Raw genomic sequence first — 25774 nt, forward strand, 5'->3', positions numbered from 1 at the left:
GCCCGAGGGCGTGGAGATGGTCATGCCCGGTGACAACGTCGAGATGACCGTCGAGCTCATCAACCCGATCGCCATGGAAGAGGGCCTCCGCTTCGCCATTCGCGAAGGTGGCCGCACCGTGGGGGCCGGTCGGGTGATCAAGATCCTGAAGTAGCACTCGGGGGGCTCCGCCCCCCGAGGACCCCCCGAAAAGCGAAAAGCAAAGAGCAGGGAACCCCCATGGCGGATGCCAAAGGACAGAAGATCCGGATCAGGCTCAAAGCCTACGATCACGAGATCATCGACCAGTCGACGAAGAAGATCGTCGAGACGGTCGTGCGGACCCAGGCGAGGGTTCGGGGGCCCGTTCCGCTCCCCACAGAGATCCACCGCTACTGCGTGATCCGGTCGCCCCACATCGACAAGGACTCCCGCGAGCACTTCGAGATGCGCATCCACAAGCGCCTCCTCGACATCCTGGAGCCCTCCCCCAAGACCGTCGACTCCCTCCAGCGGCTCGAGCTGCCGGCCGGCGTCGACATCGAGATCAAGATCCAGACGGCCTAGCCCGTCCCGACCCTCCGGGGGTCGGTCGATCTCTCCGGCAGAGCCGCCCCTCGGGGCGGCTCCGTCGCGCCCGGGGCGCGTCAGCTGCCGGCGGTGAAGGCGCGGACGGTGGTGATGGTGTCGGCGTCGGCGGCGTCCTTGTCGGGGCGGTAGCGGACGACCCGGGCGAAGCGGAGGGCCACGCCGCCGGCGTAGCGGGTGGAGCGCTGGACGCCGTCCAGGGCGATCTCGACCACCAGCTCGGGCCGGACGTGGACCACGCCGGTGCGGGGGCCTCCCCAGCTCTCCTCCCGCACGGCCCGGGCCAGCAGGGCCTCGGTCTGCCAGGCCAGCAGCTCATCGGTGAGGCCCTTGAACGTCTTGCCCACCATCACCAACCCGTCGCCCCGGTCGGGGTCGCCGGGGCCGGGCTGGCCGTCGTCACCGGTGTCGGCCCGGGCCCCCAGGTGGAGGTTGGACAGCCAGCCCACCCGGCGGCCGCTGCCCCACTCGGCAGCCAGCACCACCAGGTCGAGGGTGTGGACCGGCTTCACCTTGCGCCAGGCCTTGCCCCGCCGGCCGGCCTCGTAGGGCGACGTCGCCGCCTTCACCACCACTCCCTCGTGGCCGGCGGCCAGGGCGTCGTCCAGCACCTGGGCCCCGGCCACCGGGTCGTCGGTGACCACGTGGGGCACGGTCCAAGCCTCGGCCACCTCGACCAGGAGCCGCCGCCGCTCGAGGAGGGGAGCGTCGACCAGGTCGATGCCGTCCCGGTGCAGCAGGTCGAAGAACCAGGGGCGGGCCGCGGCCCCACCGGCAACCGCTCCCTCCTGGCCGGGGCCGCCGGTCGCCGTCTCCGGGCCGGCCCGCGGGTGGTTCTCGGCCGCCGCGGCTGGCGCCCCGTCCCGCCCGTCCCCGCCCCCGGTCGCCTGGTCGGCGGTCCCACCGGCTCCGCCGGGGTCACCGGCCGGCACGTCCCGGCTGACGGTGCTGGCCGTGTCCTGGAAGGGGACCGGGCGCCCGGCCGGGTCCACCAGCAGGACCTCGCCGTCGAGGACGAGCTGGCCGGCGGGCAGGCCTCGCACCACCTCGACCACCTCGGGCACCCGGGCGGTGATGTCGTTGAGGTTGCGGGTCACCACCAGCACGTCGTCGCCCTGCCGGTGGGCCTGGATGCGGATGCCGTCCAGCTTCCAGTCGACCACTGCCTGGTCCATGGCCTCCACCGCCTCGGTCACGGTGGCCGCGGTGGAGGCCAGCATGGGTTGGAGGGGCCGGCCCACCACCAGGCCGATGCCGGCCAGGCCCTCGGACCCGTCGGTGAGGGCGATGCGGGCGATGAGGCCCAGGTCGCCGCCCAGCATGGCCGCCCGCCGCACCACGGGGGCCGGGATCTCGGCCGCCCGGGCCACGGCGTCGGCCATGACCCCGGCCAGCGCCCCCTGGCGCAGCTCGCCCCCCAGCAGGAGGGTGAGGAAGCGGGCCTCCTCGGCCGTGGCCCGGCCCAGCAGGCCGGACAGCAGGGCGCGGCGCTGGGCGGCCGAGCCGGGCCCGCCCAGCCCGGCCAGCTCGTCCAGGGCCCGGTCGACCTCGGCCACAGCCAGGGTGGCCACCCCGGCCGGCGGGACGGCCGCCGAGGCCAGGGTCCGCCAGCCGATGCCGATGCGGCCCTGCCGGGGCTCGCCGACCAGGAACCCCACCACCGGCACCACCTCGTCGGGGGCCAGGCGCCCCAGCAGGGCGGCCAGGGCGTCGCGCTTGGCCGAGCGCCCCGACGTGGCCGCCACCGCGGCCGAGGTGTCCACCACGTCGGCCAGCAGCGTCGGTCCGGGCATGCCCGAGCCTGGCACGCCCCGGCGCACGGTCGCCGCGGACGGGGCCGGCGGCGGAGCTACGAGGTGCAGGGCGACACCTCGTCGCAGGGCGGGGCGGCCACTTGGACCGAAGGAGGGGGCGCCGCTACAGTCTCCCTCTCGTGCGAGGGAGCTGATCGACCTCCGGGTCGAGGGGCTCCCCGCCGGAGAACTGACGTCTCCGGGCGCCTCACCTCAGGGTGGGGAACCCCGGGGCACAACCGAGACGACGCTCCGCCGGGCCCCCCGAGCGGAGCGTCCGCGTGAACGGACCTCCCGTTCCTCCGCGAGAAGAGAGAGCCATGGCAACCAAAGCGATCGTCGGGTCCAAGCTCGGCATGACGCAGATCTGGGACGATGACCGCAAGGTCGTCCCGGTCACCGTCCTGCAGGTCGAGCCGTGCCGCGTGGTCAGCGTCAAGACCCCGGAGCGCGACGGCTACAGCGCCCTGCAGGTCACCTTCGGCCAGAAGAAGGCCTCCAAGCTCACCAAGCCGGTGGCCGGCCAGTTCGCCAAGTCCGACGTGGAGCCCGGGCCCACCCTCGTCGAGCTCCGCCTCGACGACGTGTCCGACTACCAGGTCGGCCAGGAGCTCTCGGTCGACATCCTGGCCGCCGGCGGGCGCATCGACGTCACCGCGGTCAGCAAGGGCAAGGGCTTCGCCGGGGCCATGAAGCGCCACGGCTTCGCCGGCCAGCGGGCCAGCCACGGCGCCCACCGGGTGCACCGCAAGCCGGGCGCCGTGGGCGCCTGCGCCACCCCGTCCCGGGTGTTCAAGGGCCAGCGCATGCCGGGCCGCATGGGCGGCCAGAAGGTCACCACCCTCAACCTCGAGGTGGTGCGGGCCGACGTCGAGCGCAACCTGCTGCTGGTCAGGGGAGCCGTGCCCGGCCCCAAGGGCGGCCTGGTGCTCGTGCGCGACGCGGTGAAGGCGAACGGGAGGGAAGCCTGATGCCCACCATCGACGTGGTCGACGCCAGCGGCAAGAAGACCAGCACCACCGACCTGGACGACGCCCTGTTCGGCATCGAGCCCCACGGAGCCGTGCTGCACCAGGTGGTCACCGCCCAGCTCGCGGCTCGGCGCAGCGGCACCCAGTCCACCAAGACCCGCTCTGAGGTTCGGGGTGGCGGGGCCAAGCCCTGGAAGCAGAAGGGCACCGGCCGGGCCCGGGCCGGCTCGATCCGCTCCCCCATGTGGCGGGGCGGCGGCGTGGCCCTGGGACCCAAGCCCCGCGACTACAGCCAGCGCACCCCCAAGAAGATGGTGCGCCTGGCCCTGCGCTCGGCCCTGTCCGACCGGGCCGCCGACAGCAAGGTCAAGGTCGTCGACTTCGGTTGGGACGCCCCCAAGACGGCCCTGGCCGCCTCGGCGTTGAAGGACCTGGGCCTCGACGGCAAGGTCCTGCTGGTGCTGCGGGCCGAGGACGAGGCGGTGTGGAAGAGCTTCCGCAACCTGACCGATGTCCACATCCTGACCGCCGGCGAGATCAACGCCTACGACGTGCTCGTGGCCGACTGGATCGTGTTCACCCCCGACACCGTCCCCAGCGACACCCCGATCTCCCGGGGCGGCCACGGTGCGACCCCCGATGCCGCGGAGGAGGAGCGATGAGGGACCCTCGCCAGGTGATCCTCAAGCCGGTCGTGAGCGAGAAGTCCTACGCCCTGCTGGAGGCCAACCAGTACACGTTCTTCGTCCACCCCGACGCCACCAAGCCCGAGATCCACGACGCCGTGGAGTCGATCTTCGACGTCACCGTCCTGCGGGTGAACACCCTGAACCGGGCGGGCAAGAAGGTGCGGAACCGTCGCACCGGCAAGATCGGGACCCGAGCCGCGACCAAGCGGGCGATCGTCACCCTCTCCGAGGGCGACTCGATCCCCCTGTTCGAGAACTGAGGCACTGATGGCACTCCGCAAGCGCAAGCCCACCAGCGCCGGTCGCCGGTTCCAGACCGTCTCCGACTTCTCGGAGATCACCCGCGACCGCCCCGAGAAGTCCCTCGTCGGCCCCCGGCCCCGCACCGGCGGCCGCAACAGCCAGGGCCACAAGACGGCCCGGCACAAGGGTGGTGGCCACAAGCGCCAGTACCGCCAGGTCGACTTCACGCGGACCAAGGACGGCGTGCCGGCCAAGGTGGCGGCGGTCGAGTACGACCCCAACCGCAACTGCCGCGTCCTCCTGCTGCACTACGTCGACGGGGCCAAGAGCTACGTCCTGGCCCCCCGCGGCGTCGCCGTCGGCGACATGCTCCAGTCGGGCCAGGGCTCCGAGATCCGCCCCGGCAACGCCCTGCCCATGCGCTACATCCCGGTCGGCACCACCATCCACAACGTCGAGCTCAAGCCCGGCGGTGGGGGCCGCATGGCCCGCAGCGCCGGCTCCAGCGTCCAGCTGGTGGCCAAGGAGGGCGAGTTCGCCACCCTGCGCCTCCCCAGCACCGAGATGCGCCGGGTGCCCATCGACTGCCGGGCCACGGTCGGCGTGGTCGGCAACTCCGAGGCCGAGCTGGTCAAGGTGGGCAAGGCCGGCCGCAACCGCTGGAAGGGCGTCCGCCCCCAGACCCGGGGCGTGGCCATGAACCCGGTCGACCACCCGCACGGTGGCGGCGAGGGCAAGACCTCCGGCGGCCGCCACCCCGTCTCCCCGTGGGGCAAGCCCGAGGGCCGTACCCGCGACAAGAACAAGCCGTCCCAGAAGCTCATCGTCCGGCGTCGCCGCACCCGCGGCTCGCGGAGGTAGTAGGTCATGCCCCGTTCACTCAAGAAGGGCCCGTTCGTCGACGGCCACCTGCTGGCCAAGGTCGACGTCCTCAACGAGAAGGGCGAGAAGAAGGTCGTCAAGACCTGGTCGCGCCGTTCCACCGTCATCCCCGACATGGTGGGCCACACCATCGCCGTGCACGACGGGCGCAAGCACGTGCCCGTGTACATCACCGAGTCGATGGTCGGCCACAAGCTGGGCGAGTTCGCCCCCACCCGCACCTTCCGGTACCACGCCGGCCAGGAGAAGGGCGCGAGGGGCCGGCGATGAGTCACGGGAGCGGTGTGAAGACCAACGAGCGCCCGGGGACGCGGGCCCAGGTCCGCTTCCAGCGGGTCTCGGCCTACAAGGCCCGCGAGGTCCTGGACCTCATCCGGGACCTGCACGTGCGCGACGCCGACCAGGTCCTGGCCTTCACCGATCGCGATGTGGCCAAGGTCGTCCGCAAGGTCCTGGCCTCGGCCGTGGCCAACGCCCGGAACAACGACAGCCACGACCCCGACACCCTGAAGGTGGTGGCCTGCTACGCCGATGAGGGCCCCACCCTCAAGCGCTGGCGCCCGCGGGCCCGGGGCCGGGCCACCCGGATCCGCAAGCGGACCTGCCACATCACGGTGATCGTGGGCCGCATGGAGGAGGGGCAGCTCCGGCGCTGGCAGGAGCAGAACCAGAAGGGCCTCGCCACCGAGGCCGGCCGCGGCGGCCGCCGCCGCAGCGTCGGGGCCGGCGACCGCCGGGCCCGGGTGGCCAAGTCCCGCGCCGCCCAGGGCGGCGAGGCCGAGGCCACCGACACCCCCACCGACGACACGTCCCCCGACGACGCCGAGGTCACCGAGGCCGAGGCCGCGGTGGACGAAGCCGTCGGTGCCGCCGAGGAGCCGAGCGAGGCCGGGGCGGCCACCGAGGACGAGCCAGAAGCCAGCGACGGCGGCGACGCCGACGCTGCCGACACCGACGACAAGGACAGCTGATGGGCCAGAAGGTCAACCCCTACGGGTTCCGGCTCGGCGTCACCACCGACTGGAAGTCGCGCTGGTTCGCCGGCCGGGCCGAGTACGCCGACCTGGTGATCGAGGACTGGAAGGTCCGCGACATGATCATGTCGGCGCTGCCCCACGCCGCCATCAGCCGCATCGAGGTCGAGCGGACCCGGGACCGGGTCCGGGTCGACGTCCACACCGCCCGCCCCGGCATCGTCATCGGGCGCCGCGGCGCCCAGGCCGACGAGCTGCGGGCCAGCCTGACCAAGATCACCGGCAACAACCGGGTCCAGCTCAACATCCAGGAGATCAAGCAGCCCGAGCTGGACGCCGCCCTCATCGCCCAGGGCGTGGCCGACCAGCTGGCGGGCCGGGTGGCCTTCCGCCGGGCCATGAAGCGGGCCGTGCAGAACGCCCAGAAGGCCGGCGCCCTCGGCATCCGGGTCCAGTGCTCGGGCCGCCTGGGCGGCTCGGAGATGAGCCGCACCGAGTGGTACCGCGAGGGCCGGGTCCCCCTGCACACCCTGCGGGCCGACATCGACTACGGCTTCCGCGAGGCCCGCACCACCGCCGGCCGCATCGGCGTCAAGGTCTGGATCTACAAGGGCGACATCCTGCCCTACAAGGCCAGCACCGAGGAGAAGATCGCCAAGGAGGCGGCCATGGCCGTGGGCGAGGCCGCCGGCGGCCCGGGCGCCCCCCGGCCCGCGGTGGTGTCCTCCAAGGGTCGCCGTCCCGCCCCCGAGGCCCCGGCGGCCGAGGCCGCCCCGGCGGCCGAGGGTGAGGAGGAGAAGCCCCTCATCGGCGAGGCCGATCCCGAGTTCGAGAAGCTGTTGGAGGAGGAGGAGGCCATCGAGCGCTCGGTTCGCGAGCACCACGAGACCCCCCACTTCCGCCCCGGGGACGGTGACTAGATCATGTTGATGCCCCGCAAGGTCAAGCACCGCAAGACCCACCGCGGCCGCACCGGCGGCCCGGCCAAGGGTGGCACCACCGTCACCTTCGGCGACTACGGCATCCAGGCCCTGGAGCCCGGGTGGGTCACCGCCCGCCAGATCGAGGCCGCCCGCATCGCCATGACCCGCCACATCAAGCGTGGCGGCAAGGTCTGGATCAACCTGTTCCCGGACAAGCCCGTCACCGAGAAGCCGGCCGAGACCCGCATGGGCTCGGGCAAGGGCAACCCCGAGCGCTGGGTGGCCGTGGTCAAGCCGGGCCGGATCCTCTTCGAGCTCAGCTACCACGACCCCGAGGTGGCCCGGGCCGCCATCGACCGGGCCATCCAGAAGCTGCCCATCAAGGCCAAGTTCGTGCCCCGTGAGGCGGAGTTCTGATGGCAACGTCCGACATCGTCGAGATCGACGACACCACCCTGGCCGAGCGCCTGGCCGAGGCCCGCGAGGAGCTGTTCAACCTCCGCTTCCGCCATGCCACCGGCCAGCTCGACAACGACCGAGCCATCGGGGCGGCCCGCCGTGACGTGGCCCGCATCCTGACCGAGCTGCGCCGGCGTGAGATCGCCGAGGCCGAGAGCGAGGAGAGCCGATGAGCCCCGAGACGGACACCCCGACCGAGCGCCCCAACCGCCGCAAGGTGCGCGAGGGCATCGTGACGTCGGCCGCCATGGACAAGACGGCGGTGGTCACCGTCACCTCCCGCCAGCGCCACCGGCTGTACGGCAAGACCGTGCAGCAGAGCACCAAGCTCTACACCCACGACGAGGAGAACGTCCTCAAGGTGGGCGACCGGGTCCGGGTCCAGGAGATCCGCCCCCTGTCCAAGCTGAAGCGCTGGCGCCTGGTCGAAGTGCTGGAGCAGGCCCGATGATCCAGCAAGAGTCGCGACTGCGAGTCGCGGACAACAGCGGTGCCAAGGAGGTGCTCTGCATCAAGGTGCTGGGCGGCTCCAAGCGGCGCTACGCCTCGATCGGCGACATCTTCGTCGCCACCGTCAAGGACGCCATCCCCGGCGCCGCGGTGAAGAAGGGCGAGGTCGTCAAGTGCGTCGTCGTGCGGGTCAAGAAGGAGAAGCGTCGACCGGACGGCTCCTACATCCGCTTCGATGAGAACGCCGCCGTCCTCATCAACGACCAGCAGCAGCCCCGGGGCACCCGCATCTTCGGACCGGTGGGCCGGGAGCTGCGCGACAAGCGCTTCATGCGCATCGTCTCGCTCGCACCGGAGGTCCTGTGATGGCAGGCATCAAGCTCAGGAAGGGTGACCGGGTCCGGGTCCTCACCGGCAAGGACCGGGGCAAGGAGGGCACGATCATGAAGGTGATCCCCAAGGACAACAAGGTGATCGTCGACGGCGTGAACGTGGCCAAGAAGCACCAGAAGGCCAAGTCGGCCACCAGCCAGGGCGGCATCATCGACAAGGACATGCCCATCCCCGTGCCCAACGTCGCCCTCATCAGCCCCAGCGACGGCAAGCCGACCAAGGTCGGCTACAAGGTGCTCGGCGACGGCTCGAAGATCCGGATCTGCCGGCGGACGGGAGCGGAGATCTGATGGCCACTGCAACCACCGAGGTGCCACGCCTCAAGCAGCGCTACCACGACCAGGTCCGCGACCAGCTCAAGGACGAGCTGGGCCTCCGCAACGTGATGGAGGTCCCCCGCTTCGAGAAGATCGTGGTCAACATGGGGGTCGGCGACGCCGTCGGCCAGCCCTCGCTGCTCGACGGCGCGGTCAAGGACCTCACCGTCATCACCGGCCAGCGGCCGGCCGTGGCCCGGGCCAAGAAGTCGATCGCCGGCTTCAAGCTCCGGGAGGGCAACGCCATCGGCGCCAAGGTCACCCTGCGCGGCGATCGCATGTGGGAGTTCTTCGACCGGCTCGTGAGCCTGGCCATCCCCCGCATCCGCGACTTCCGGGGCCTCAACCCCCGGTCGTTCGACGGCCACGGCAACTACACGTTCGGCGTGACCGAGCAGCTCATCTTCCCAGAGGTCGACTACGACAAGGTCGACGCGACGCGAGGCATGGACATCACCATCGTGACCACGGCCCGCACCGACGCCGAAGGCAGGGCACTGCTCGCCGCCTACGGCTTCCCGTTCAAGCGTGAGGGGCAGTAATGGCCAAGAAGGCGCTCATAAACAAGGCGAACAAGACGCCCAAGTTCAAGGTCCGGGCCTACACCCGGTGCCAGCGGTGCGGCCGTCCCCACTCGGTGTACCGCAAGTTCAAGCTCTGTCGGATCTGCCTGCGTGAGATGGCCCACGCCGGCGAGATCCCAGGCGTGACCAAGGCCAGCTGGTGAGGGAGGTGCAGACCAAGTGACGATGACCGATCCCATCGCAGACATGCTGACCCGCATCCGCAACGCCAACGTGGCGATGCACGACGAGGTTCGCATGCCCAGCTCCAAGCAGAAGGAGGCGCTGGCCACCGTCCTCAAGAAGGAGGGCTACATCGACGCCTTCCGGGTGGAGGACAACACCGACCGCCCCGGCGCCACGCTGCACATCACCATGCGGTACTCGCCCGAGCGGTCCCGCACCATCTCCGGCATCCAACGCGTCTCCAAGCCGGGCCTGCGGGTCTACCGCAAGTCCAAGGAGATCCCGCGGGTGCTCGGCGGCCTCGGTGTCGCCGTCGTCTCGACCAGCCAGGGGCTGCTCACCGACCGCGAGGCGCGCAAGCGCAACGTGGGCGGGGAGATCCTCTGCTTCGTGTGGTGAGGTCTTCATGTCCCGCGTAGGCAAAGCCCCCATCCCCGTCCCCTCCGGCGTCGACATCGCCATCGCCGGGCGGACCGTCACCGTCAAGGGCCCCAAGGGCACCCTGGCCCGCGACCTGCCCGGCACCGTCACCATCCGCCAGGACGGCGACACGCTGCTGGTCGAGCGCCCCGACGACGAGCGCCGCACCCGGGCCATGCACGGCCTGGTGCGCTCGCTGGTCAACAACATGGTGGTCGGCGTCAGCCAGGAGTTCAGCAAGGAGTTGGAGATCATCGGCACCGGCTACCGGGCCACCCTCCAGGGCTCCACCCTCGACCTGGCGCTCGGCTTCAGCCACCCCGTCCGGGTCGACGCCCCCACGGGCATCACCTTCGAGGTGCCGGTGCCCACCCGCATCGTCGTCCGGGGCGCCGACAAGGAGCAGGTCGGCCAGGTGGCCGCCGACATCCGCGCCATCCGCAAGCCCGAGCCCTACAAGGGCAAGGGCGTCCGGTACGCCGACGAGCACGTCGTCCGCAAGGCCGGCAAGACCGCGAAGTAGGACCGAAACCATGAGCGAGCGCAGCGAGCGAATCAGACAACACAGCGAGCCCTCCGGCGGCGAAGCCGACGGCGCTCATTGGTGCCCGGTGATCAGCGACCCCGTCGGCCTGTCCCACGAAGTGATGGTGCACCCATGAGCGACAGCGCCCAGAAGAAGAGAGAGTCCCGGATCCGGCGTCACCGGCGGGTGCGCAAGAAGGTCAGGGGCACGGCCGAGCGGCCCCGCCTGGCCGTCTTCCGCTCCAACAAGCACATCTCGGCGCAGGTCATCGACGACGCCACCGGCCGCACCCTGGCCTCCGCCTCCACCCTGGAGGCCGACCTGCGCGACGCCGTGGGTGGCAACGTGGCCGCCGCCACCAAGGTCGGCGAGCTGTTGGCCTCCCGGGCCAAGGAGGCGGGCGTCAGCCAGGTCGTCTTCGACCGGGGTGGCAACCGCTACCACGGCCGGGTCGCGGCCCTGGCCGACGCCGCCCGCACCTCCGGACTGGAGTTCTGATGCCCCCCACCACCAGCGATGCTCAGCTGCGGGAGTCCCGCGTCATCGACATCAACCGCGTGGCCAAGGTGGTCAAGGGTGGCCGCCGCTTCTCCTTCACCGCCCTCGTGGTGATCGGCGACGGGGCGGGCCGGGTCGGCCTGGGCTACGGCAAGGCCAAGGAGGTGCCCCTGGCCATCCAGAAGGGCACCGAGGAGGCCAAGAAGAACATGTTCGCCGTGCCCCTGGCCGGCAGCACCGTGACCCACCCCATCATCGGGGTGCAGGGCGCGGCCCGGGTCATGCTCAAGCCGGCCGCCCCCGGCACCGGCGTGATCGCCGGCGGCGCGGCCCGGGCCATCCTGGAGGAGGCCGGCATCCACGACGTGCTGTGCAAGTCCCTGGGCTCGGCCAACCACATCAACGTCGCCCGGGCCACCATCAACGGCCTCAAGGCCCTCAAGCGGCCCGACGAGGTCGCCCGCCTGCGGGGCCTCTCGGCCGAGGAGTTCGTGCCCAAGGGCCTGCTCCAGGCCTACCTCGAGTCCGAGCGCGGCCCGCACGTGCCCGACGAGGTGGCGTGATGGCCGCCCTCAAGGTCACCCAGACCCGCTCGGCCATCGGGTCCAAGCCCAAGCAGCGGGGCACCCTCCGCGCCCTCGGGCTGGGTCGCATCGGGCGCTCCAACGTCCTGCCCGACCGCCCGGAGATCCGGGGCATGCTGGCCCGGGTCCCCCACCTGGTCACCGTCGAGGAGACCGACTGATGAAGATCCACGACCTCACCCCGCCCCCGGGCTCCAACCGGTCCCGCAAGCGCGTCGGCCGGGGCATCGGCGGCAAGGGCGGCAAGACCGCCGGCCGCGGCACCAAGGGCCAGAAGGCCCGCGGCAAGGTCCCCACCGGTTTCGAGGGCGGCCAGATGCCCCTCCACATGCGGGTCCCGAAGCTGCGTGGCTTCACCAACCCGTTCCGGGTCGAGTACCAGGCCATCAACCTCGACACGCTCGACGCCACCGGCGACGACACCGTCACCCCCGACTCCCTCCGGGCCCACGGCCTGGTGCACAAGGGCGCTCTGGTCAAGGTCCTGGCCCGGGGCGAGATCACCCGGGCCGTGCAGGTCTCGGCCCACGCCGTGTCGGCGGCGGCTGAAGCCGCCATCACCGCCGCGGGGGGTACGGTGGAGATCCTGCCCAAGCCCTGGGGGGACCGTCGCCCGCCGGCCAAGGGCAACCACCTCACCAACCGCTGAGCCGGCCCCGGCCCGCTCACCCCTTCCGGGCCGACCCGAGAGGAACCGCCGTGCTCTCGAGCATGAAGAACATGTTCAAGGTGGAGGATCTCCGCAACAAGATCGGCTTCACCGTCTTCATGATCCTGCTGTACCGGCTGGGATCGCACGTGCCGGTCCCCGGCGTGGACGTCTCCACCCTGCAGACCCTGAAGGACCAGACCCAGAGCGGCGCCCTGGAGTTCCTGCGCCTGTTCTCGGGCGGGGCCATCACCCAGTTCGCGGTGTTCGCGCTGGGCGTGATGCCCTACATCACCTCCTCGATCATCATGCAGATCCTGGCCGTGGTGATCCCCAAGCTGGAGCAGTGGCAGCAGCAGGGGGCGGTGGGCCAGCGCAAGATCACCCAGTGGACCCGCTACCTCACGGTGGCCATCGCCGTCATGCAGTCCACCGGCCTCACCTTCCTGTTCAAGAACGGTGGCCAGGGCTTCGCCGGCGGCAACCCGCTGGGCACCGTCGACCTGTTCGGCGGCGCCTACAACTGGAGCCGGGTGCTGATCGTGGTCATCAGCCTCACCGCCGGCACCGCCCTCATCATGTGGATGGGCGAGCTGATCACCCAGCGAGGCATCGGCAACGGCATGTCCCTGCTGATCTTCGCCTCGGTGGTCAGCCAGCTCCCGGCCAACTTCGGCTCCGTCCGGGCCGAGTCGGGCACCATCGCCATGGTGCTGGTGGGCGTGATGTTCCTCGGGGTGCTGGTGGCCATCGTCTTCGTCGAGCAGGGCCAGCGCCGCATCCCGGTGCAGTTCGCCAAGCGGGTGGTGGGGCGGCGCCAGTACGGCGGCCAGAGCACCTACATCCCGCTCAAGGTCAACGGCTCGGGCGTGATCCCCATCATCTTCGCCAACTCGATGCTGTACCTGCCGGTGATGATCAGCAGCGTGCTGCCGGCCAAGCAGAACGCCGACGGCGGCGGCAACTGGGCCTACGAGACCCAGGGCTTCATCAACGACCACTTCAGCAAGGGCACCAGCCCCCTGTACCTCGGCATCTACGGCGTGCTCATCGTGGGCTTCGCCTACTTCTACGCCGCCATCCAGTTCGACCCCCACAAGCAGGCCGACCAGATCCGCAAGCAGGGTGGCTTCATCCCCGGCATCCGCCCCGGGCCCCAGACCGAGCGCTACCTGGGCCGCATCCTCAACCGGGTCACCCTGCCCGGCGCCCTCTTCATCTGCTTCGTGGCCCTGGTGCCGGCCTTCGTGCTGGGTCAGACCCTGGAGGGCAACGCCAGCCTCCAGCTCGGGTTCTTCGGCACCTCGATCCTGATCGCGGTGGGCGTGGCCCTGGAGACCATGAAGCAGATCGACAGCCAGCTCATGATGCGCAACTACGAGGGCTTCCTGAAGTCGTGACCCCTGAGCGCGGTCCGGGCTCCCACCCGGGGGTCCGCATGCTGATCCTCGGCCGCCAGGGCGCGGGGAAGGGCACGCAGGCGACCCGCCTGGCCGCCCTGTGCGCCGTCCCCCACATCTCCACCGGGGACATGCTGCGGGCCGCGGTCCGCGACGGCACCCCGCTGGGCCAGCGGGCCAAGCAGATCATGGACGCCGGGGACCTGGTGCCCGACGACGTGATGATCGGCATCGTGGACGACCGGCTGCACGAGCCCGACGCGGGCCGGGGCTGGATCCTCGACGGCTTCCCCCGCACCGTGGGCCAGGCCCAGGCCCTGGCCGACATCACCGCCCGGCAGCCGCTGGACGTGGTGGTCGAGCTGGTGGTGCCCAACGAGGTGGTGATCGAGCGCATCTCGTCGCGGCGCACCTGCGACGGCTGCGCCACGGTGTACTCGGCCGACGACGAGGCCATCGCCGACGGGGTTTGCCCCAAGTGCGGCGGCACACCGCGCCAGCGCGACGACGACCGGCCCGAGGCCATCCGCAAGCGCCTCGAGGTCTACGAGAGCGACACCGCCCCGCTGGTGGACCACTACCGGGGGCTGGGCCTGCTGGAGACCGTCGACGGCCTGGGGTCCACCGACGAGGTGTTCGCCCGGGTCCTGGCCGTGGTCGACGCCCGCACCTCCGCCGGCCGCCCCGAGGGGGTCGGCTCCGCCGGCCCCGCCGTCTCGTCCCCCTGACCGTGCGGCCCGGGGGGATCACCCGGCGCACCGCCGAGGAGCTGGCCGCCCTGCGCCGGGCCGGCCGGGTGGTGGCCGAGATGCACGAGCGCACCCGGGCCGCCCTGCGCCCGGGGACCACCACCGGGGAGCTCGACCGCATCGGGCGCCAGGTGCTGGCCGAGCGGGGGGCCACCTCCAACTTCCTGGGCGTGGGCGGCACCTACCCGGCGGTGATCTGCGCCTCGCCCAACGAGGTCGTGGTGCACGGCATCCCCGGCCACCGGGTGCTGGAGGAGGGCGACATCGTCTCCGTGGACTGCGGCGCCGTGGTCGACGGCTGGCACGGCGACGCCGCCTACACCGCCGGGGTGGGCGCCATCTCGGACGAGGCCCGGCACCTCATCGAGGCCACCGAGGCCGCCCTGGACGCGGCCGTCGCTCACATGGTCGCCGGCCGCCACCTGGGCGACGTCGGCCACGCGGTGGAGTCGGTGGTGGAAGCGGCGGGCCTGCACGTGGTCGACGGCTACACCGGCCACGGCATCGGCCGGGCCATGCACGAGCCGCCCAACGTGCCCAACGTGGGCCGCCCGGGCCGGGGCCTCCGCCTCCGGGCCGGCAACGTCCTGGCCATCGAGCCCATGGTGGCCACCGGCACCCCCGACACCGCCACCCTCATCGACGGGTGGACCGTCGTCACCGTGGACGGGTCGTGGGCCGCCCACGCCGAGCACACCGTGGCCGTCACCGACGACGGCCCCCAGATCCTCACCCTCCCCTGACCGGCCCCGCCGACGTTCAGCGCCGGTCGGCGACACGCCCCCGGCCGCCGTCGAGCTCGCCGTCCGGTCCCGTCCGAGCCAGCAGGAGCTCGGCGTCGCCGGAGGTGAGGGGCCGGGCGAAGAAGAAGCCCTGGCCGAGGTCGCAGTTGGCGTCGCGGAGCCAGCTGCGCTGGACGTCCCGCTCGATGCCCTCGGCGACCACCTCGAGCTGCAGGGTCCGCCCCAGGTCGAGGAGGCCGCGGACGATCGGGGGGATCCGGGCCTCGTCGGTGATGGTCTCCACGAAAGAGCGGTCGATCTTGAGGATGTGGATCGGGAACTGACGGAGGTAGCTCAGGGACGAGTACCCGGTCCCGAAGTCGTCCACGGCCAGGCGCACCCCCAGGTCGCTGAGGGAGCGGAGCCGGTCGGCGGCGGCGATCGGGTCGGCCACCAGGGCCGTCTCCGTCATCTCCAGGACCAGGCGGGCGGGTTCCAGGCCGGATCTGGCCAGGACCGCCTCCACGTCGGCGACGAGGTCGTCGTCGGCCAGCTGGCGGGCCGAGAGGTTGACGGCCATGGTGAGCCGTGAGCCCCGGTCCAACCCTGCGGCCAGCCACGCCGCCGCGGTGGCGCAGGCGGTGTCCAGCACCCACCTCCCGATGGGGACGATGAGCCCCGTCTCCTCGGCGACGGGGATGAACCGGTCGGGCCCCAGCAGGCCGAGCTGCGGGTGCCGCCACCGCAACAGTGCCTCGAAGCCCACCACCCGTTCGCCGGCCAGCTCGACCACCGGCTGGTAGTGGACCTCCAGCTGGGCCCGCTCGACGGCGGTGGCCAGGTCGGCCCGCATCTGCACGGCCTCACCGGCCTCGGCCCCCATGGCGGCGTCGTACAGCACGACGCGCCCCTTGCCGCCCGCCTTGGCCCGGTACATGGCGATGTCGGCGTTGCGGAGGAGCGAGGCGCTGGTGCTGGCCGGCTCGGCCACGGCCACGCCCACGCTGGCCGTCACGGCGATGAGCTGGCCGTCGACCTCGATGGGCACGCTCAGGGCCTGCAGGATCCGCTCCGCGGTGGTACCGGCCTCATCGGCGTGGTGGTGGTGCTGCTCGATCAGCACCGCCAGCTCGTCGCCGCCCAGGCGGGCCACGGTGTCCGTCGTCCGGACGGCGTCCTGGAGGCGCGCCGAGATCTCCCGCAGGAGCGTGTCGCCGGCCGCGTGGCCGAAGCGGTCGTTCACGGTCTTGAACCCGTCGATGTCGACGAAGACGATGGCCGGGTCGCACCCCGTGCGACCAGCCCGCCGCAGGGCCTGCTCGACCCGGTCGCTGAACAGGGCGCGGTTGGCCAAGCCGGTCAGCCCGTCGTGGAAGGCCTGGTGCACCAGGTCCCGCTCGGCCCGCCGCCGGTCGGTGACGTCGTGGAGGTTGACGACGACGCCGGCCACGGCCGGGTCGTCGAGGAGGTTGACCACCCGAGCGGCGAGGGCCAGGTCCCGGCCGTCCCGGTGCACGGCGCCGACCTCGCCCTCGAGCACCGCGCCCGGCGCGGCCAGGGCCCGGGCCAGGAGAGCCCGCACCGCCGCCCGGTCGACGAGCTCGGAGCCGTCGGTGACCGGGACCCCGATGATCTCCGCAGGGTCGATGCCCACCAGGCGGGCCAGGTTCCTCGAGCCCTCCTTGACCCGGCCCTGGTCGTCCAGGACGATCACGGCGTCGGCCGAGTTGGCGGTGAGCCGACGGAAGTGGAGCTCGCGGGCCTCGACGGTGGCCCGGGCCGCCTCGGCGTCGCCGAGGAGGCGGTGGCCCCGCACGGTGGCCAGGGCGACCAGGGTCGCCGTCACCACCAGGAGGGGGACAGGGTTGGTGTCCTCGCCGGCCAGGTAGGCCCGCAGCTCGAACCCCCCGGGGAGCAGCAGCGGCCACATGACGGTCCACATGCGACGCCCGGCGGTCCGCCGGGGCCTGACGGTCCCGCCGGGCCCCTCGGCGGCACCGGCCGACAGGGCGCTGCCGCCCAGCAGGATCAGGGCCACCATCCACCCCACGTCGAGCCACCGGCCGGCCGAGCCGTCGGTGTCGACCAGGAAGCCGAAGTCGGCCGCCATCCAGCAGGTGGCGCCCAGCGACGCCATCAGCAGCGGAGGGCTGAGACCCTGGTGCCGGTCGATGGCCACCCGGACGACCAGGGCCAGAAGCACCACGTCGAGCACGGGGTAGGCCGTCCACGTCACCTTGGACAGGTCGGCCACGGAGCTGTCGGCCAACAGGTCGGCCAGCGCCACCTCCCACACCACCAGGAGGGCCACCACCGCCACCACCAGCGACTCGATGAGATCGTTCAGGTCGACGCCGACCCCGCGGCGCGACCGGGCCGGGGGCCGGAGCGCCACCAGCCCGGCGGCCAGGGCCCCGTACGACCCCAGCCACAGGAGGTCGGCGGCCGACACATCCGGCGTCGAGCCCCAGAGCCAGGTCTGGGCCTGGTAGACGACGTCGGCCGCCATGGTCAGCGTGACCCCCAGGGCCACCCGGCGCCAGGGGCCCCGCCGCCCGGGGTCGAGCCGGGTGACGCCCACCCAGGCCAGCACGGCCGCCACCACCAGGCCCCCGAGGTAGGAGCACTGGCCGACCAGGCCGGTGGGCCGGACCAAGTGGGTCAGCGCCGACCCGACGGCCACGACGGCCAGGACCGGGACGACGAGTCGTCGCTCGCCGGGCCGCGGCCGGGCCCGGACCGGGGTCTCGGGCGCTGGTGCCATCACTTGCCCTTCGGTTGCCGTGGCCCACGGTTGAGGCTTCCCCCCGTACGGGTGACAGCCCCGATCCCCACCTGTTCACGGGGTCGACCGCCGCCGGCCACCCCCCCGCCCCCTCGGCGCGACCGGCTCGCGTAGGGTGCGCGCATGGCCAGCGTGACCTTCGACGGCGTGACCAAGCGGTACGGGGAGGTGACCGCCGTCGACCAGCTCGACCTCCACGTGGAGGACGGCGAGTTCATGGTCCTCCTCGGCCCCTCGGGGTGCGGCAAGAGCACCGCCCTGCGGATGGTCGCCGGGCTGGAGGACATCAGCGGCGGCGACCTCTCCATCGGGGACCGGGTGGTGAACTCGGTGGTGCCGGCCCAGCGCGACGTCGCCATGGTGTTCCAGAGCTACGCCCTCTACCCCCACATGACCGTGGCCCGGAACATCGAGTCGCCCCTGCTGTCCAAGCCCACCCGGGTCGACGACGGGGCCGAGGGCGAGGTCCGCAAGCTGACCAAGGCCGAGCGCCAGGCCCGGGTGGACGAGGCCGTGCGCATGCTGGGCCTGGCGGACTACGTGCAGCGCAAGCCCGGGGCCCTCTCCGGCGGCCAGCGCCAACGGGTGGCGGTGGCCCGGGCCGTGGTGTCGCGGCCGGCGGTGTTCCTCATGGACGAGCCGCTGTCCAACCTCGACGCCAAGCTGCGGGCCCAGACCCGGGCCGAGCTCATCGACCTGCACACGAGGCTGGGCACCACCATCGTCTACGTCACCCACGACCAGATCGAGGCCATGACCATGGCCGACCGGGTGGCCATCCTGGCCGACGGGCACCTCCAGCAGGTGGGGACGCCCCGTGAGGTCTACGAGGCCCCGGCCAACGTCTTCGTGGCCGGCTTCGTCGGCAACCCCCCCATGAACACGGCCCGGGGCCCGGCCGGGGGCGGCGTCGTGCAGATCGGCGCCAGCCAGCTGCCGGTGGCCGACGCGCCGGCCGGGGGCGAGGTCGTCGTCGGCGTCCGCCCCGAGCACCTGGAGGTGACGGCCGACGGCCCCCTGCGGGCCCGGGTGCACCACGTCGAGTGGCTGGGCCACGAGGCCCAGGCCTCGGTCGACCTGGTCGGGGGCCCGGCCGACGAGGTCGGCTCCCCCCTGGCCACCGGGGCCTCCCCCGGCCGCTGGGTGGTCCGCCTGGCCCCCGGCCTGCCGGCACCGGAGCCGGGCTCCGAGATCGCCCTGACCCCCCTGGACGGCCAGGTCCACCTCTTCGACGGGGCCACCGGCTGGCGGCTGGGCCTGGACGGGCCGCCGGTGACCGGTCCCGGCGGAATCGGGGGCGACGGCGCCGAGCCCGACGAGCCGGTGGGGGTCGGAGGGTGACGGCGGTGCGGCGGGAGCTGGCCGCGGCCCGCGGGGCCAAGGTGCGCGACACGCCCCGCTGGCGGGAGGCGGGGCTGGCCCTGCTGTTCCTGGCCCCGTCCCTGGTCGTCTTCGCCGTCTTCTTCTACTACCCCTTCGAGCAGCTCATCGTCCGGGGCCTGTACCGCAACAACATCGCCGGCGACAACCTCCGCTACGTGGGCTGGGGCCAGTACCGCGACGTGCTGGGGGGTGACGAGTTCCGGGAGGGGATCGGGCACAGCGTCCAGTTCCTGCTCCTCACCGTGCCCGTCGGCCTCCTCCTGGGCATCGTGCTGGCCGTGGTGGCCAACCGGCGGCTGCGGGGCATCAAGATCTTCCAGACCATCTTCACCTCCACCGTGGCCACCTCCACCGCGGTGGCCGGGTTCATCTTCCTGGCCCTGCTCAACCCGTCCATCGGCCTCATCAAGGAGCCGGACCTGCTGGCCCAGCCGGACACGGCCATGATCGGCGTGGCCCTGGCCTCCTCGTGGCAGACCCTGGGCCTGTCCTTCGTGATCGTGCTGGCCGGCCTCCAGGCCATCCCCCGGGAGGTGGAGGAGGCGTCGATGCTGGACGGCCACGGGCCCCTGCGCCGCTTCTTCCGGGTGACCCTGCCCCTCATCTCCCCGGTGCTGATGTTCCTGCTGGTGATCCTGGTGGTGAACGCCTTCCAGGCCTTCGCCCAGATCGACGCCCTGACCAAGCCTCCGGGCGGGCCCGACCAGGCCACCGAGACCATCGTGTTCAAGATCTTCGAGAACCGCACCCCCGACCGCCTGGGGGACGGCTCCATCATGTCGGTGGGCCTCTTCGCGGTGACCTTCGTGGTCACCCTGGCCCAGTTCCTGCTCCTGGAGCGGAGGGTCCACTATGGCGAGTGAGTCCACCCCCGGACGCCGCCTGGGCTGGTACGCCCTGCTGGGCGCCCTGTCGCTCCTGGTCCTGCTGCCCGTCTACTTCGCCTTCGTGCGAGCCGTCTCGGATCCCACCACCATCCTCGGCGGCGACGCCCTGCTCGTCCCCAAGGACGTCCAGTCCGACGTGTTCCAGCGGGCCTGGCGCAACGGCAACCTGGGTGGGGCCATGGGCCGCAGCCTGGTGGTGACGGTGGCCATCACCGCGGCCCAGGTGGCCACCTCGGTGCTGGCCGCCTACGCCTTCGCCTACCTGTGGTTCCCGTTCAAGCGGCTGGTCTTCGCCCTGTTCATGGCCACCCTGCTCCTGCCCCTGGAGGTGACGGTGCTGCCCAACCTGGCCACCATCAGCAACCTGGGCTGGCGCAACAGCTTCCAGGGCCTGATCGTGCCCTTCCTGGCCACCGCCCTGGGGACGTTCCTGATCCGCCAGGCCTTCCTGGGGGTGCCGTCCGAGCTGCGCGACGCGGCCCGGCTGGAGGGGTGGACCCACTGGCAGCTCCTCACCCGACTGGTGGTGCCCCTGTCCCGGCCGGTGATCGCCGCCTTCACCCTCATCTCGTTCCTGGGGGCCTACAACCAGTACCTCTGGCCCCGCATCGTCACCACCCGGCCCGACGAGTGGGGCACGGCGCCCATCGCGGTGCGGAGCCTCAGCTCCAACCCGGAGAACGCCAACCTCATCGTGGCCGGCGGCCTACTGGTGGCCCTGCCCATGATCGTCCTCCTGATCTTCTTCCAACGCCACGTCGTCCGGGGCCTGACCGCCGGGGCGGTGAAGGGGTGATGTCCTCGGCTGCGCCTCGGACCAACGCCACCGTGCTGGCCTGGTCGCCTCGCCTGGCGGCTCGGCTCCGTGTCCGTGGACTCACGGCCGGGGCGGTGAAGGGATGAGCGCCCCCGGTCCCCGTCGGGCCGTGCTGCGGCTGCTGGCCGCCCTGGCCGTCCTGGCCCTGGTCGCCCCGGCCTGCGTCCGCTCCGAGCGGTCCCTGGCCGTGCAGGGCCAGAGCGGCCCCCAGAAGGAGGGCGAGGACTGCCTCACCCCCCTAGAGAAGGCCGACGGGCCGGTCGAGCTGGAGGTGTGGCACGCCATCAACGCCGTGGCCAAGACCACCCTGGAGGAGCTGGCCGACGAGTTCAACGCCTCCCAGGACGACGTGCGGGTCACCGTCCGCTCCCAGGGCGTCACCTACGGCGAGGTGCTCCAGGCCTACATCCAGGGCGTGGCCGGCGGGCAGCTCCCCGGCCTGCTCCACGCCGACGTGAAGGACCTCCAGGTCCTCATCGACACCCGCACCCTGGCCCCGGCCCAGGAGTGCTTCGACGCCGAGGGCATCGAGCCCGACGTGATCCCCGCGGCCCGGGCCGCCCTCAGCTCCGAGGGCACGTACTGGCCGGCCCTGCCCACCGTGTCGAGCAACATCCTGTACTACAACCAGTCGCAGTTCGCGGCGGCCGGCCTCGACCCCGACGACCCCCCCGGCACCCTGGCCGAGGTGGAGGAGGCGGCCGAGGCCCTCAAGGCCTCCGGGGTGGACAAGCCCCTGGCCCTGCTGCTGGCCAACGGCTTCGTCGAGTACTGGGTCGGGGGCGTGGGCGAGCAGATGGTCAACCACGGCGACGGCCGCGACGGCCTGGCCACCGAGGCCACCTTCGACAACCCGGCCACCCGGGAGGTCCTGGAGTGGGTGTCCCGCATGGTCCGCCGGGGCCTGGCCCAGCCCCACGCCGTCGGCGGCGTCGACCAGTTCCTGTCAGTGGCCACCGAGGCCTCGTCCATGGTCATCGAGACCTCCACCGCCGCCACCACCATCGAGGCCTTCGTGGGGGGGCAGAGCGTGGACACCGGAGGCATCGACGCCCCCGAGCTCGACCTGGAGGGCCTGACCCCGGCCGCCGGCCCGTTCCCGGGCCTGGAGGAGCCGGGCCAGGCCCAGATCGGTGGGGGGGCCTTCTTCATCCCCTCCACCAACCCCCCGGAGGTCCAGGCCGCGGCCTGGGCCTTCTCCCGGTTCATGGCCTCCGAGGCCGGCCAGGTCAAGTGGCACACCAAGGGGTCGTACCTGCCGGTGGGCCAGGGGGTGGCCGAGCTGCCCGCCATCCGGGAGTTCTGGTCCTCGGGCCTGGCCGGCCAGATGCTGGGGGTGGCCTCCGAGCAACTGGCCGGCGTCGATCCCGAGCGGGTCGGCCCGGTGGTCGGCCCGACCACCGACTACGCCTCGATCATCGAGGGGGCCCTCAGCCGCATCGCCTACCAGGGGGCGTCGGTCGACGCGGTGATCGCCCAGGCCGACCGGGAGCTCGACGCCGCCCTCGAGCGCTACGCCGAGGACAACGCCGGCGGCTGACCCCGGCCGGGCCGGACATCCCCTCCGGCCGCCCCGGAGATGGGCCAGACTGGCCGATCTGCCGGGGTTGGAACCGCCGAGGAGCCGCGTCTAGCATCGTCCTTCGGCCCGGATGGCCTTCGCGCCCCGTCGCGAGCGGCCGGTGCCGAACCCCGCCCTCTGGTCAGGAGTGGACCGCTGCCCAAGCCCAAGCAAGACGCGATCGTCCTCGAGGGGACCGTGCTGGAGTCGCTCCCGAACGCCATGTTCAAGGTGGAGTTCGAGAACGGCCACACGGTGCTGGCCCACATCTCGGGGAAGATGCGCATGCACTACATCCGGATCCTTCCGGGTGATCGGGTCCAGGTCGAGCTCACCCCGTACGACCTGTCCCGGGGCCGCATCACCTACCGGTTCAAGTAAGCCCCTCCGCCCGCCCCACGCCACGCACCTCTCCACGAAAGCCCACCATGAAGGTCCGACCCAGCGTCAAGCCGATCTGCGAGAAGTGCAAGATCATCCGTCGCCACGGGCGGGTGCAGGTCATCTGCACCAACCCCCGCCACAAGCAGCGGCAGGGCTGAGCATGTCTTCACATCCCACCACCCTCCGCGGAGGAGCCTGAGCCATGGCCCGCATCGCCGGCGTCGACATCCCTCGGGAGAAGCGCCTCGTCATCTCCCTCACCTACGTCTTCGGCGTGGGGACCACCACCGCGGCCCAGATCTGCGAGGCCACCGGCGTCGACGCCGACACCCGGGTCCGCGACCTGACCGACACCGAGATCAACAAGATCCGGGCCTGGATCGACCAGAACCTCAAGGTCGAGGGCGACCTCAAGCGCGAGGTCCAGCAGGACATCAAGCGCAAGATGGAGATCGGCTGCTACCAGGGCCTCCGCCACCGCAAGGGCCTGCCCGTGCACGGCCAGCGGACCCAGACCAACGCTCGTACTCGCAAGGGCCCCAAGAAGACCGTGGCCGGCAAGAAGAAGGTGCGCAAGTAATGGCCAAGCCGAAGCCGGGCGGTCGTCGCCCCCGCAAGCGCGAACGCAAGAACGTCAGCCACGCCGTGGTCCACATCAAGTGCACGTTCAACAACACGATCGTCTCCATCGCCGACCTGGAGGGCAACGTCATCGCCTGGGCCAGCTCCGGCAACGTCGGGTTCAAGGGCTCCCGCAAGTCCACCCCCTACGCGGCGCAGATGGCGGCCGAGCAGGCCGCCCGCCGGGCCATGGAGCACGGCGTCCGCAAGGTCGACGTGCAGACCAAGGGCCCCGGCTCGGGCCGCGAGACGGCCATCCGCACCATCCAGAACACCGGCATCGAGGTCACTGGCGTCAAGGACGTCACCCCCGTGCCCCACAACGGCTGCCGCCCACCCAAGCGGCGCCGGGTCTGAGGGAGAGACAGATGGCTCGCTACACCGGACCCAAGGTCAAGATCAGCCGCCGCCTCGGCGTCAACATCTTCGAGAACGACAAGGGCCAGCGCCTGCTGGACAAGAAGCCCTACCCGCCGGGTGAGCACGGCCGGGCCCGCCGGCGCCAGCCGTCGGAGTACCTGCTCCAGCTCCAGGAGAAGCAGAAGGCCAAGTACATCTACGGCCTGCTGGAGCGGCAGTTCTCCAACCTCTACAAGGAGGCCACCCGCCAGCAGGGCGTCACCGGCGAGAACCTGCTGCGCATGCTCGAGCTCCGGCTCGACAACGTGGCCTTCCGGGCCGGCTGGGCCTCGACCCGGCCCCAGGCCCGGCAGTTCGTCGGCCACGGCATGGTCAACGTCAACGGCAAGCGGGTCGACATCCCCAGCTACCGGGTCCGCAAGGGCGACGTGATCTCCCTGCGGGACAAGGCCCGGGGGATGATCGTCATCCGCCACAACCTCGACACCCTCGACCGGCGCCAGCCGGAGTGGCTGGAGGCCGGCGACGACGGCTTCCAGGTCACGGCGCGGGAGCTGCCGCTCCGGGCCCAGATCGACGTGCCCGTGCGTGAGCAGCTCATCGTCGAGCTGTACTCCAAGTAGTCCTCCCGCTCCCCCCAGAACTCGCTCTCACAGAAACCTGAGGAAGGCCCCCGATGCTGGTCATCCAACGCCCGTCCGTCGAGGCGCTCGACGAGGAGAAGGACAACCGCCAGCGGTTCTCCATCAGCCCTCTCGAGCCCGGCTTCGGCCACACGCTCGGGAACTCCCTGCGCCGCACCCTGCTCTCCTCCATCCCCGGTGCGGCGGTGACCGAGGTCCGCTTCGACGACGCCATCCAGGAGTTCGACACCATCACCGGTGTCACCGAGGACATCACCGACATCATCTTGAACCTCAAGGACCTGGTGCTCACCTCGCTGTCCGAGGAGCCGGTCACCGTGCGCCTCGACGTGCGGGGCCCGGCCGAGGTCACGGCCAAGGACATCCAGCTCAGCTCGGATGTCGAGATCCTGAACCCGGGCCTCCGTCTGGCCTCGCTCAACAGCAAGGGCCGGCTCTCGGTGGACATCACCATCGACCGGGGCAAGGGCTACCAGCCCGCCGATCGCGACAAGGGCAGCGCCACCATCGGCGTCATCCCCGTCGACGCCATCTTCTCGCCCGTCCGCCGGGTCGCCTTCGACATCCAGCCCACCCGGGTGGAGATGGACACCGACTTCGACGAGCTGGTCCTCGACATCGAGACCGACGGCTCCATCACCCCCCGCGACGCCCTGGCCTCGGCCGGCGCCACCCTCAAGGCCCTGGTCGGCCTCATCGAGGACATGAGCGACGAGCCCCAGGGCCTGACCCTCACCGAGGCCGACGGCGCCACCACCGGCTCGCCGGACCTGGAGCTGCCCATCGAGGACCTCGACCTGTCCGAGCGCCCCCGCAACTGCCTCAAGCGCGCCCAGGTCAACACCGTCGGCGAGCTCCTGGAGAAGACGGAGGACGACCTCCTGGCCATCACCAACTTCGGCCAGAAGTCGCTCGACGAGGTCATCGCCAAGCTGGACGAGCGTGGCCTGTCGCTGCGCACCCGCGACTGAGATTCGAAGGAGTATCGAGCCATGCCGGCCACACCCAAGAAGGGCCGCCGCTTCGGCGGTGACGCCGCCCACCAGAAGGCCATGATGGCCAACCTGGTGGCCTCGCTCATCGCCGCGGAGGGCATCGTCACCACCGAGGCCAAGGCCAAGGCGCTGCGTCCCATCGCCGAGAAGGTCATCACCAAGGCGAAGAAGGGCGGGATCCACAACCACCGCCAGGTCGTCGCCTTCCTCCGGGACAAGGAGGTGGCCTCGACGCTGTTCAGCGAGATCGGCCCCCGCTACGCCGACCGTCCCGGCGGCTACACCCGCATCCTCAAGCTCGGTCCGCGCCGCAGCGACTCGACCGAGATGGTCTATCTAGAGCTGGTGTAGGGGCCTGGGCCGGGGGGCTGGGGTCGGG

The 25774-nt window shown here is 71.7% G+C and carries 37 protein-coding genes and 2 pseudogenes; 37 read left to right on the forward strand and 2 right to left on the reverse strand.

Annotated features, from left to right (window positions below; translation table 11 throughout):
- The coding region (gene tuf / locus VEW93_06605) for an elongation factor Tu (GenBank protein ID HYI61460.1) at nucleotides 1-154 on the forward strand (154 nt) is incomplete at its 5' end.
- A gap of 65 nt (nucleotides 155-219) precedes the next feature.
- Entirely contained in the window at nucleotides 220-546 is a 327-nt protein-coding gene (gene rpsJ, locus VEW93_06610; GenBank protein ID HYI61461.1) for a 30S ribosomal protein S10, read from the forward strand.
- An 80-nt stretch (nucleotides 547-626) separates the two neighbouring features.
- On the opposite strand, the gene VEW93_06615 is transcribed toward rpsJ, so the two are convergent.
- On the reverse strand, nucleotides 627-2360 hold the full coding sequence (locus VEW93_06615) for a hypothetical protein (protein HYI61462.1): 1734 nt from the start codon (nucleotides 2358-2360) through the stop codon (nucleotides 627-629).
- Between the two features lie 320 nt (nucleotides 2361-2680).
- Between VEW93_06615 and rplC the strand changes: the two genes are divergently transcribed.
- From rplC to map, 24 genes and pseudogenes are all read left to right on the forward strand, one after another.
- The gene (gene rplC / locus VEW93_06620; GenBank protein ID HYI61463.1) at nucleotides 2681-3331 is read left to right on the forward strand and encodes a 50S ribosomal protein L3; all 651 of its coding nucleotides are present in this window, start codon (nucleotides 2681-2683) and stop codon (nucleotides 3329-3331) included.
- The gene (rplD, locus tag VEW93_06625; GenBank protein HYI61464.1) at nucleotides 3331-3993 is read left to right on the forward strand and encodes a 50S ribosomal protein L4; all 663 of its coding nucleotides are present in this window, start codon (nucleotides 3331-3333) and stop codon (nucleotides 3991-3993) included. The genes rplC and rplD overlap by 1 nt, the downstream gene beginning before the upstream one ends.
- A complete protein-coding gene (rplW, locus tag VEW93_06630; GenBank protein HYI61465.1) occupies nucleotides 3990-4280 on the forward strand; it encodes a 50S ribosomal protein L23 in 291 nt (96 codons plus the stop codon). Before rplD ends, rplW begins: the two co-directional genes overlap by 4 nt.
- Before the next feature lie 7 nt (nucleotides 4281-4287).
- Complete coding sequence (rplB, locus tag VEW93_06635) at nucleotides 4288-5124, forward strand: 50S ribosomal protein L2 (GenBank protein HYI61466.1); 837 nt, start codon at nucleotides 4288-4290, stop codon at nucleotides 5122-5124.
- 6 nt (nucleotides 5125-5130) lie between these two features.
- Nucleotides 5131-5415 carry a 30S ribosomal protein S19 gene (gene rpsS, locus VEW93_06640; GenBank protein ID HYI61467.1) on the forward strand — a complete coding sequence of 95 codons (285 nt, stop codon included), beginning with the start codon at nucleotides 5131-5133 and terminating at the stop codon, nucleotides 5413-5415.
- Nucleotides 5412-5768: pseudogene (gene rplV, locus VEW93_06645) on the forward strand (50S ribosomal protein L22). The gene rpsS and the pseudogene rplV overlap by 4 nt, the downstream one beginning before the upstream one ends.
- A gap of 347 nt (nucleotides 5769-6115) precedes the next feature.
- Nucleotides 6116-6760, forward strand: a pseudogene (gene rpsC / locus VEW93_06650) (30S ribosomal protein S3).
- Between the two features lie 282 nt (nucleotides 6761-7042).
- Nucleotides 7043-7459: a 50S ribosomal protein L16 gene (rplP, locus tag VEW93_06655; GenBank protein HYI61468.1), complete on the forward strand. Its 417-nt coding sequence runs from the start codon at nucleotides 7043-7045 to the stop codon at nucleotides 7457-7459.
- Complete coding sequence (gene rpmC, locus VEW93_06660; GenBank protein HYI61469.1) at nucleotides 7459-7674, forward strand: 50S ribosomal protein L29; 216 nt, start codon at nucleotides 7459-7461, stop codon at nucleotides 7672-7674. The genes rplP and rpmC overlap by 1 nt, the downstream gene beginning before the upstream one ends.
- On the forward strand, nucleotides 7671-7952 hold the full coding sequence (gene rpsQ / locus VEW93_06665) for a 30S ribosomal protein S17 (GenBank protein HYI61470.1): 282 nt from the start codon (nucleotides 7671-7673) through the stop codon (nucleotides 7950-7952). Before rpmC ends, rpsQ begins: the two co-directional genes overlap by 4 nt.
- The gene (gene rplN, locus VEW93_06670; protein HYI61471.1) at nucleotides 7949-8317 is read left to right on the forward strand and encodes a 50S ribosomal protein L14; all 369 of its coding nucleotides are present in this window, start codon (nucleotides 7949-7951) and stop codon (nucleotides 8315-8317) included. The genes rpsQ and rplN overlap by 4 nt, the downstream gene beginning before the upstream one ends.
- The gene (gene rplX / locus VEW93_06675) at nucleotides 8317-8634 is read left to right on the forward strand and encodes a 50S ribosomal protein L24 (GenBank protein ID HYI61472.1); all 318 of its coding nucleotides are present in this window, start codon (nucleotides 8317-8319) and stop codon (nucleotides 8632-8634) included. Before rplN ends, rplX begins: the two co-directional genes overlap by 1 nt.
- Nucleotides 8634-9203 (forward strand): 50S ribosomal protein L5, encoded by a 570-nt coding sequence (gene rplE, locus VEW93_06680; GenBank protein ID HYI61473.1) that lies wholly within the window; start codon nucleotides 8634-8636, stop codon nucleotides 9201-9203. The genes rplX and rplE overlap by 1 nt, the downstream gene beginning before the upstream one ends.
- Nucleotides 9203-9388, forward strand: a complete 186-nt coding sequence (locus VEW93_06685; protein HYI61474.1) for a type Z 30S ribosomal protein S14 — start codon at nucleotides 9203-9205, stop codon at nucleotides 9386-9388. Before rplE ends, VEW93_06685 begins: the two co-directional genes overlap by 1 nt.
- A 16-nt stretch (nucleotides 9389-9404) precedes the next feature.
- Complete coding sequence (gene rpsH / locus VEW93_06690) at nucleotides 9405-9809, forward strand: 30S ribosomal protein S8 (GenBank protein ID HYI61475.1); 405 nt, start codon at nucleotides 9405-9407, stop codon at nucleotides 9807-9809.
- A 7-nt stretch (nucleotides 9810-9816) separates the two neighbouring features.
- Nucleotides 9817-10353: a 50S ribosomal protein L6 gene (rplF, locus tag VEW93_06695; GenBank protein ID HYI61476.1), complete on the forward strand. Its 537-nt coding sequence runs from the start codon at nucleotides 9817-9819 to the stop codon at nucleotides 10351-10353.
- Between the two features lie 10 nt (nucleotides 10354-10363).
- Nucleotides 10364-10492, forward strand: coding sequence for a hypothetical protein (locus VEW93_06700; protein HYI61477.1), 129 nt, complete (start codon nucleotides 10364-10366; stop codon nucleotides 10490-10492).
- Nucleotides 10489-10854: a 50S ribosomal protein L18 gene (rplR, locus tag VEW93_06705; protein HYI61478.1), complete on the forward strand. Its 366-nt coding sequence runs from the start codon at nucleotides 10489-10491 to the stop codon at nucleotides 10852-10854. The genes VEW93_06700 and rplR overlap by 4 nt, the downstream gene beginning before the upstream one ends.
- Nucleotides 10854-11417 carry a 30S ribosomal protein S5 gene (rpsE, locus tag VEW93_06710; protein HYI61479.1) on the forward strand — a complete coding sequence of 188 codons (564 nt, stop codon included), beginning with the start codon at nucleotides 10854-10856 and terminating at the stop codon, nucleotides 11415-11417. Before rplR ends, rpsE begins: the two co-directional genes overlap by 1 nt.
- Nucleotides 11417-11599 carry a 50S ribosomal protein L30 gene (gene rpmD, locus VEW93_06715; protein ID HYI61480.1) on the forward strand — a complete coding sequence of 61 codons (183 nt, stop codon included), beginning with the start codon at nucleotides 11417-11419 and terminating at the stop codon, nucleotides 11597-11599. The genes rpsE and rpmD overlap by 1 nt, the downstream gene beginning before the upstream one ends.
- Nucleotides 11599-12087 (forward strand): 50S ribosomal protein L15, encoded by a 489-nt coding sequence (gene rplO / locus VEW93_06720; GenBank protein ID HYI61481.1) that lies wholly within the window; start codon nucleotides 11599-11601, stop codon nucleotides 12085-12087. The genes rpmD and rplO overlap by 1 nt, the downstream gene beginning before the upstream one ends.
- A 50-nt stretch (nucleotides 12088-12137) precedes the next feature.
- Nucleotides 12138-13487, forward strand: a complete 1350-nt coding sequence (gene secY / locus VEW93_06725) for a preprotein translocase subunit SecY (GenBank protein HYI61482.1) — start codon at nucleotides 12138-12140, stop codon at nucleotides 13485-13487.
- A gap of 38 nt (nucleotides 13488-13525) precedes the next feature.
- Nucleotides 13526-14215, forward strand: coding sequence for an adenylate kinase (locus tag VEW93_06730; protein HYI61483.1), 690 nt, complete (start codon nucleotides 13526-13528; stop codon nucleotides 14213-14215).
- Between the two features lie 2 nt (nucleotides 14216-14217).
- Nucleotides 14218-14979, forward strand: a complete 762-nt coding sequence (gene map, locus VEW93_06735; GenBank protein ID HYI61484.1) for a type I methionyl aminopeptidase — start codon at nucleotides 14218-14220, stop codon at nucleotides 14977-14979.
- A 16-nt stretch (nucleotides 14980-14995) separates the two neighbouring features.
- On the opposite strand, the gene VEW93_06740 is transcribed toward map, so the two are convergent.
- A complete protein-coding gene (locus VEW93_06740; GenBank protein HYI61485.1) occupies nucleotides 14996-17722 on the reverse strand; it encodes an EAL domain-containing protein in 2727 nt (908 codons plus the stop codon).
- A gap of 144 nt (nucleotides 17723-17866) precedes the next feature.
- Between VEW93_06740 and VEW93_06745 the strand changes: the two genes are divergently transcribed.
- The 11 genes from VEW93_06745 to rplQ all read left to right on the forward strand — a co-directional run bounded on the left by VEW93_06745 (nucleotide 17867) and on the right by rplQ (nucleotide 25746).
- Nucleotides 17867-19084 (forward strand): ABC transporter ATP-binding protein, encoded by a 1218-nt coding sequence (locus tag VEW93_06745; protein HYI61486.1) that lies wholly within the window; start codon nucleotides 17867-17869, stop codon nucleotides 19082-19084.
- Nucleotides 19081-19989, forward strand: coding sequence for a sugar ABC transporter permease (locus tag VEW93_06750; GenBank protein ID HYI61487.1), 909 nt, complete (start codon nucleotides 19081-19083; stop codon nucleotides 19987-19989). The genes VEW93_06745 and VEW93_06750 overlap by 4 nt, the downstream gene beginning before the upstream one ends.
- Complete coding sequence (locus VEW93_06755) at nucleotides 19979-20809, forward strand: carbohydrate ABC transporter permease (GenBank protein HYI61488.1); 831 nt, start codon at nucleotides 19979-19981, stop codon at nucleotides 20807-20809. Before VEW93_06750 ends, VEW93_06755 begins: the two co-directional genes overlap by 11 nt.
- Nucleotides 20810-20912: 103 nt before the next feature.
- Nucleotides 20913-22370, forward strand: coding sequence for an extracellular solute-binding protein (locus VEW93_06760; GenBank protein ID HYI61489.1), 1458 nt, complete (start codon nucleotides 20913-20915; stop codon nucleotides 22368-22370).
- 177 nt (nucleotides 22371-22547) lie between these two features.
- Nucleotides 22548-22772 carry a translation initiation factor IF-1 gene (gene infA, locus VEW93_06765; GenBank protein HYI61490.1) on the forward strand — a complete coding sequence of 75 codons (225 nt, stop codon included), beginning with the start codon at nucleotides 22548-22550 and terminating at the stop codon, nucleotides 22770-22772.
- A gap of 47 nt (nucleotides 22773-22819) precedes the next feature.
- Nucleotides 22820-22933, forward strand: a complete 114-nt coding sequence (gene rpmJ / locus VEW93_06770) for a 50S ribosomal protein L36 (GenBank protein HYI61491.1) — start codon at nucleotides 22820-22822, stop codon at nucleotides 22931-22933.
- 44 nt (nucleotides 22934-22977) lie between these two features.
- Entirely contained in the window at nucleotides 22978-23355 is a 378-nt protein-coding gene (rpsM, locus tag VEW93_06775; protein ID HYI61492.1) for a 30S ribosomal protein S13, read from the forward strand.
- Nucleotides 23355-23753: a 30S ribosomal protein S11 gene (gene rpsK / locus VEW93_06780; GenBank protein HYI61493.1), complete on the forward strand. Its 399-nt coding sequence runs from the start codon at nucleotides 23355-23357 to the stop codon at nucleotides 23751-23753. Before rpsM ends, rpsK begins: the two co-directional genes overlap by 1 nt.
- Nucleotides 23754-23764: 11 nt before the next feature.
- Nucleotides 23765-24379 carry a 30S ribosomal protein S4 gene (rpsD, locus tag VEW93_06785; GenBank protein ID HYI61494.1) on the forward strand — a complete coding sequence of 205 codons (615 nt, stop codon included), beginning with the start codon at nucleotides 23765-23767 and terminating at the stop codon, nucleotides 24377-24379.
- 53 nt (nucleotides 24380-24432) lie between these two features.
- On the forward strand, nucleotides 24433-25371 hold the full coding sequence (locus VEW93_06790; protein HYI61495.1) for a DNA-directed RNA polymerase subunit alpha: 939 nt from the start codon (nucleotides 24433-24435) through the stop codon (nucleotides 25369-25371).
- A gap of 21 nt (nucleotides 25372-25392) precedes the next feature.
- Nucleotides 25393-25746 (forward strand): 50S ribosomal protein L17, encoded by a 354-nt coding sequence (rplQ, locus tag VEW93_06795; GenBank protein ID HYI61496.1) that lies wholly within the window; start codon nucleotides 25393-25395, stop codon nucleotides 25744-25746.
- The last annotated feature ends 28 nt before the right edge of the window (nucleotides 25747-25774 follow it).

This window comes from Acidimicrobiales bacterium (assembly GCA_035630295.1).
Classification (GTDB): Bacteria; Actinomycetota; Acidimicrobiia; order Acidimicrobiales; family Iamiaceae; genus Iamia.

Coding starts and splice junctions, on each gene's coding strand:
- rpsJ (HYI61461.1), top strand. CDS start 220: ATGGCGGATGCCAAAGGACAGAAGATCCGGATCAGGCTCAAAGCCTAC.
- VEW93_06615 (HYI61462.1), bottom strand. CDS start 2,360: ATGCCCGGACCGACGCTGCTGGCCGACGTGGTGGACACCTCGGCCGCG.
- rplC (HYI61463.1), top strand. CDS start 2,681: ATGGCAACCAAAGCGATCGTCGGGTCCAAGCTCGGCATGACGCAGATC.
- rplD (HYI61464.1), top strand. CDS start 3,331: ATGCCCACCATCGACGTGGTCGACGCCAGCGGCAAGAAGACCAGCACC.
- rplW (HYI61465.1), top strand. CDS start 3,990: ATGAGGGACCCTCGCCAGGTGATCCTCAAGCCGGTCGTGAGCGAGAAG.
- rplB (HYI61466.1), top strand. CDS start 4,288: ATGGCACTCCGCAAGCGCAAGCCCACCAGCGCCGGTCGCCGGTTCCAG.
- rpsS (HYI61467.1), top strand. CDS start 5,131: ATGCCCCGTTCACTCAAGAAGGGCCCGTTCGTCGACGGCCACCTGCTG.
- rplP (HYI61468.1), top strand. CDS start 7,043: ATGTTGATGCCCCGCAAGGTCAAGCACCGCAAGACCCACCGCGGCCGC.
- rpmC (HYI61469.1), top strand. CDS start 7,459: ATGGCAACGTCCGACATCGTCGAGATCGACGACACCACCCTGGCCGAG.
- rpsQ (HYI61470.1), top strand. CDS start 7,671: ATGAGCCCCGAGACGGACACCCCGACCGAGCGCCCCAACCGCCGCAAG.
- rplN (HYI61471.1), top strand. CDS start 7,949: ATGATCCAGCAAGAGTCGCGACTGCGAGTCGCGGACAACAGCGGTGCC.
- rplX (HYI61472.1), top strand. CDS start 8,317: ATGGCAGGCATCAAGCTCAGGAAGGGTGACCGGGTCCGGGTCCTCACC.
- rplE (HYI61473.1), top strand. CDS start 8,634: ATGGCCACTGCAACCACCGAGGTGCCACGCCTCAAGCAGCGCTACCAC.
- VEW93_06685 (HYI61474.1), top strand. CDS start 9,203: ATGGCCAAGAAGGCGCTCATAAACAAGGCGAACAAGACGCCCAAGTTC.
- rplF (HYI61476.1), top strand. CDS start 9,817: ATGTCCCGCGTAGGCAAAGCCCCCATCCCCGTCCCCTCCGGCGTCGAC.
- VEW93_06700 (HYI61477.1), top strand. CDS start 10,364: ATGAGCGAGCGCAGCGAGCGAATCAGACAACACAGCGAGCCCTCCGGC.
- rplR (HYI61478.1), top strand. CDS start 10,489: ATGAGCGACAGCGCCCAGAAGAAGAGAGAGTCCCGGATCCGGCGTCAC.
- rpsE (HYI61479.1), top strand. CDS start 10,854: ATGCCCCCCACCACCAGCGATGCTCAGCTGCGGGAGTCCCGCGTCATC.
- rpmD (HYI61480.1), top strand. CDS start 11,417: ATGGCCGCCCTCAAGGTCACCCAGACCCGCTCGGCCATCGGGTCCAAG.
- rplO (HYI61481.1), top strand. CDS start 11,599: ATGAAGATCCACGACCTCACCCCGCCCCCGGGCTCCAACCGGTCCCGC.
- VEW93_06730 (HYI61483.1), top strand. CDS start 13,526: ATGCTGATCCTCGGCCGCCAGGGCGCGGGGAAGGGCACGCAGGCGACC.
- VEW93_06740 (HYI61485.1), bottom strand. CDS start 17,722: ATGGCACCAGCGCCCGAGACCCCGGTCCGGGCCCGGCCGCGGCCCGGC.
- VEW93_06745 (HYI61486.1), top strand. CDS start 17,867: ATGGCCAGCGTGACCTTCGACGGCGTGACCAAGCGGTACGGGGAGGTG.
- VEW93_06755 (HYI61488.1), top strand. CDS start 19,979: ATGGCGAGTGAGTCCACCCCCGGACGCCGCCTGGGCTGGTACGCCCTG.
- VEW93_06760 (HYI61489.1), top strand. CDS start 20,913: ATGAGCGCCCCCGGTCCCCGTCGGGCCGTGCTGCGGCTGCTGGCCGCC.
- rpmJ (HYI61491.1), top strand. CDS start 22,820: ATGAAGGTCCGACCCAGCGTCAAGCCGATCTGCGAGAAGTGCAAGATC.
- rpsM (HYI61492.1), top strand. CDS start 22,978: ATGGCCCGCATCGCCGGCGTCGACATCCCTCGGGAGAAGCGCCTCGTC.
- rpsK (HYI61493.1), top strand. CDS start 23,355: ATGGCCAAGCCGAAGCCGGGCGGTCGTCGCCCCCGCAAGCGCGAACGC.
- rpsD (HYI61494.1), top strand. CDS start 23,765: ATGGCTCGCTACACCGGACCCAAGGTCAAGATCAGCCGCCGCCTCGGC.
- VEW93_06790 (HYI61495.1), top strand. CDS start 24,433: ATGCTGGTCATCCAACGCCCGTCCGTCGAGGCGCTCGACGAGGAGAAG.
- rplQ (HYI61496.1), top strand. CDS start 25,393: ATGCCGGCCACACCCAAGAAGGGCCGCCGCTTCGGCGGTGACGCCGCC.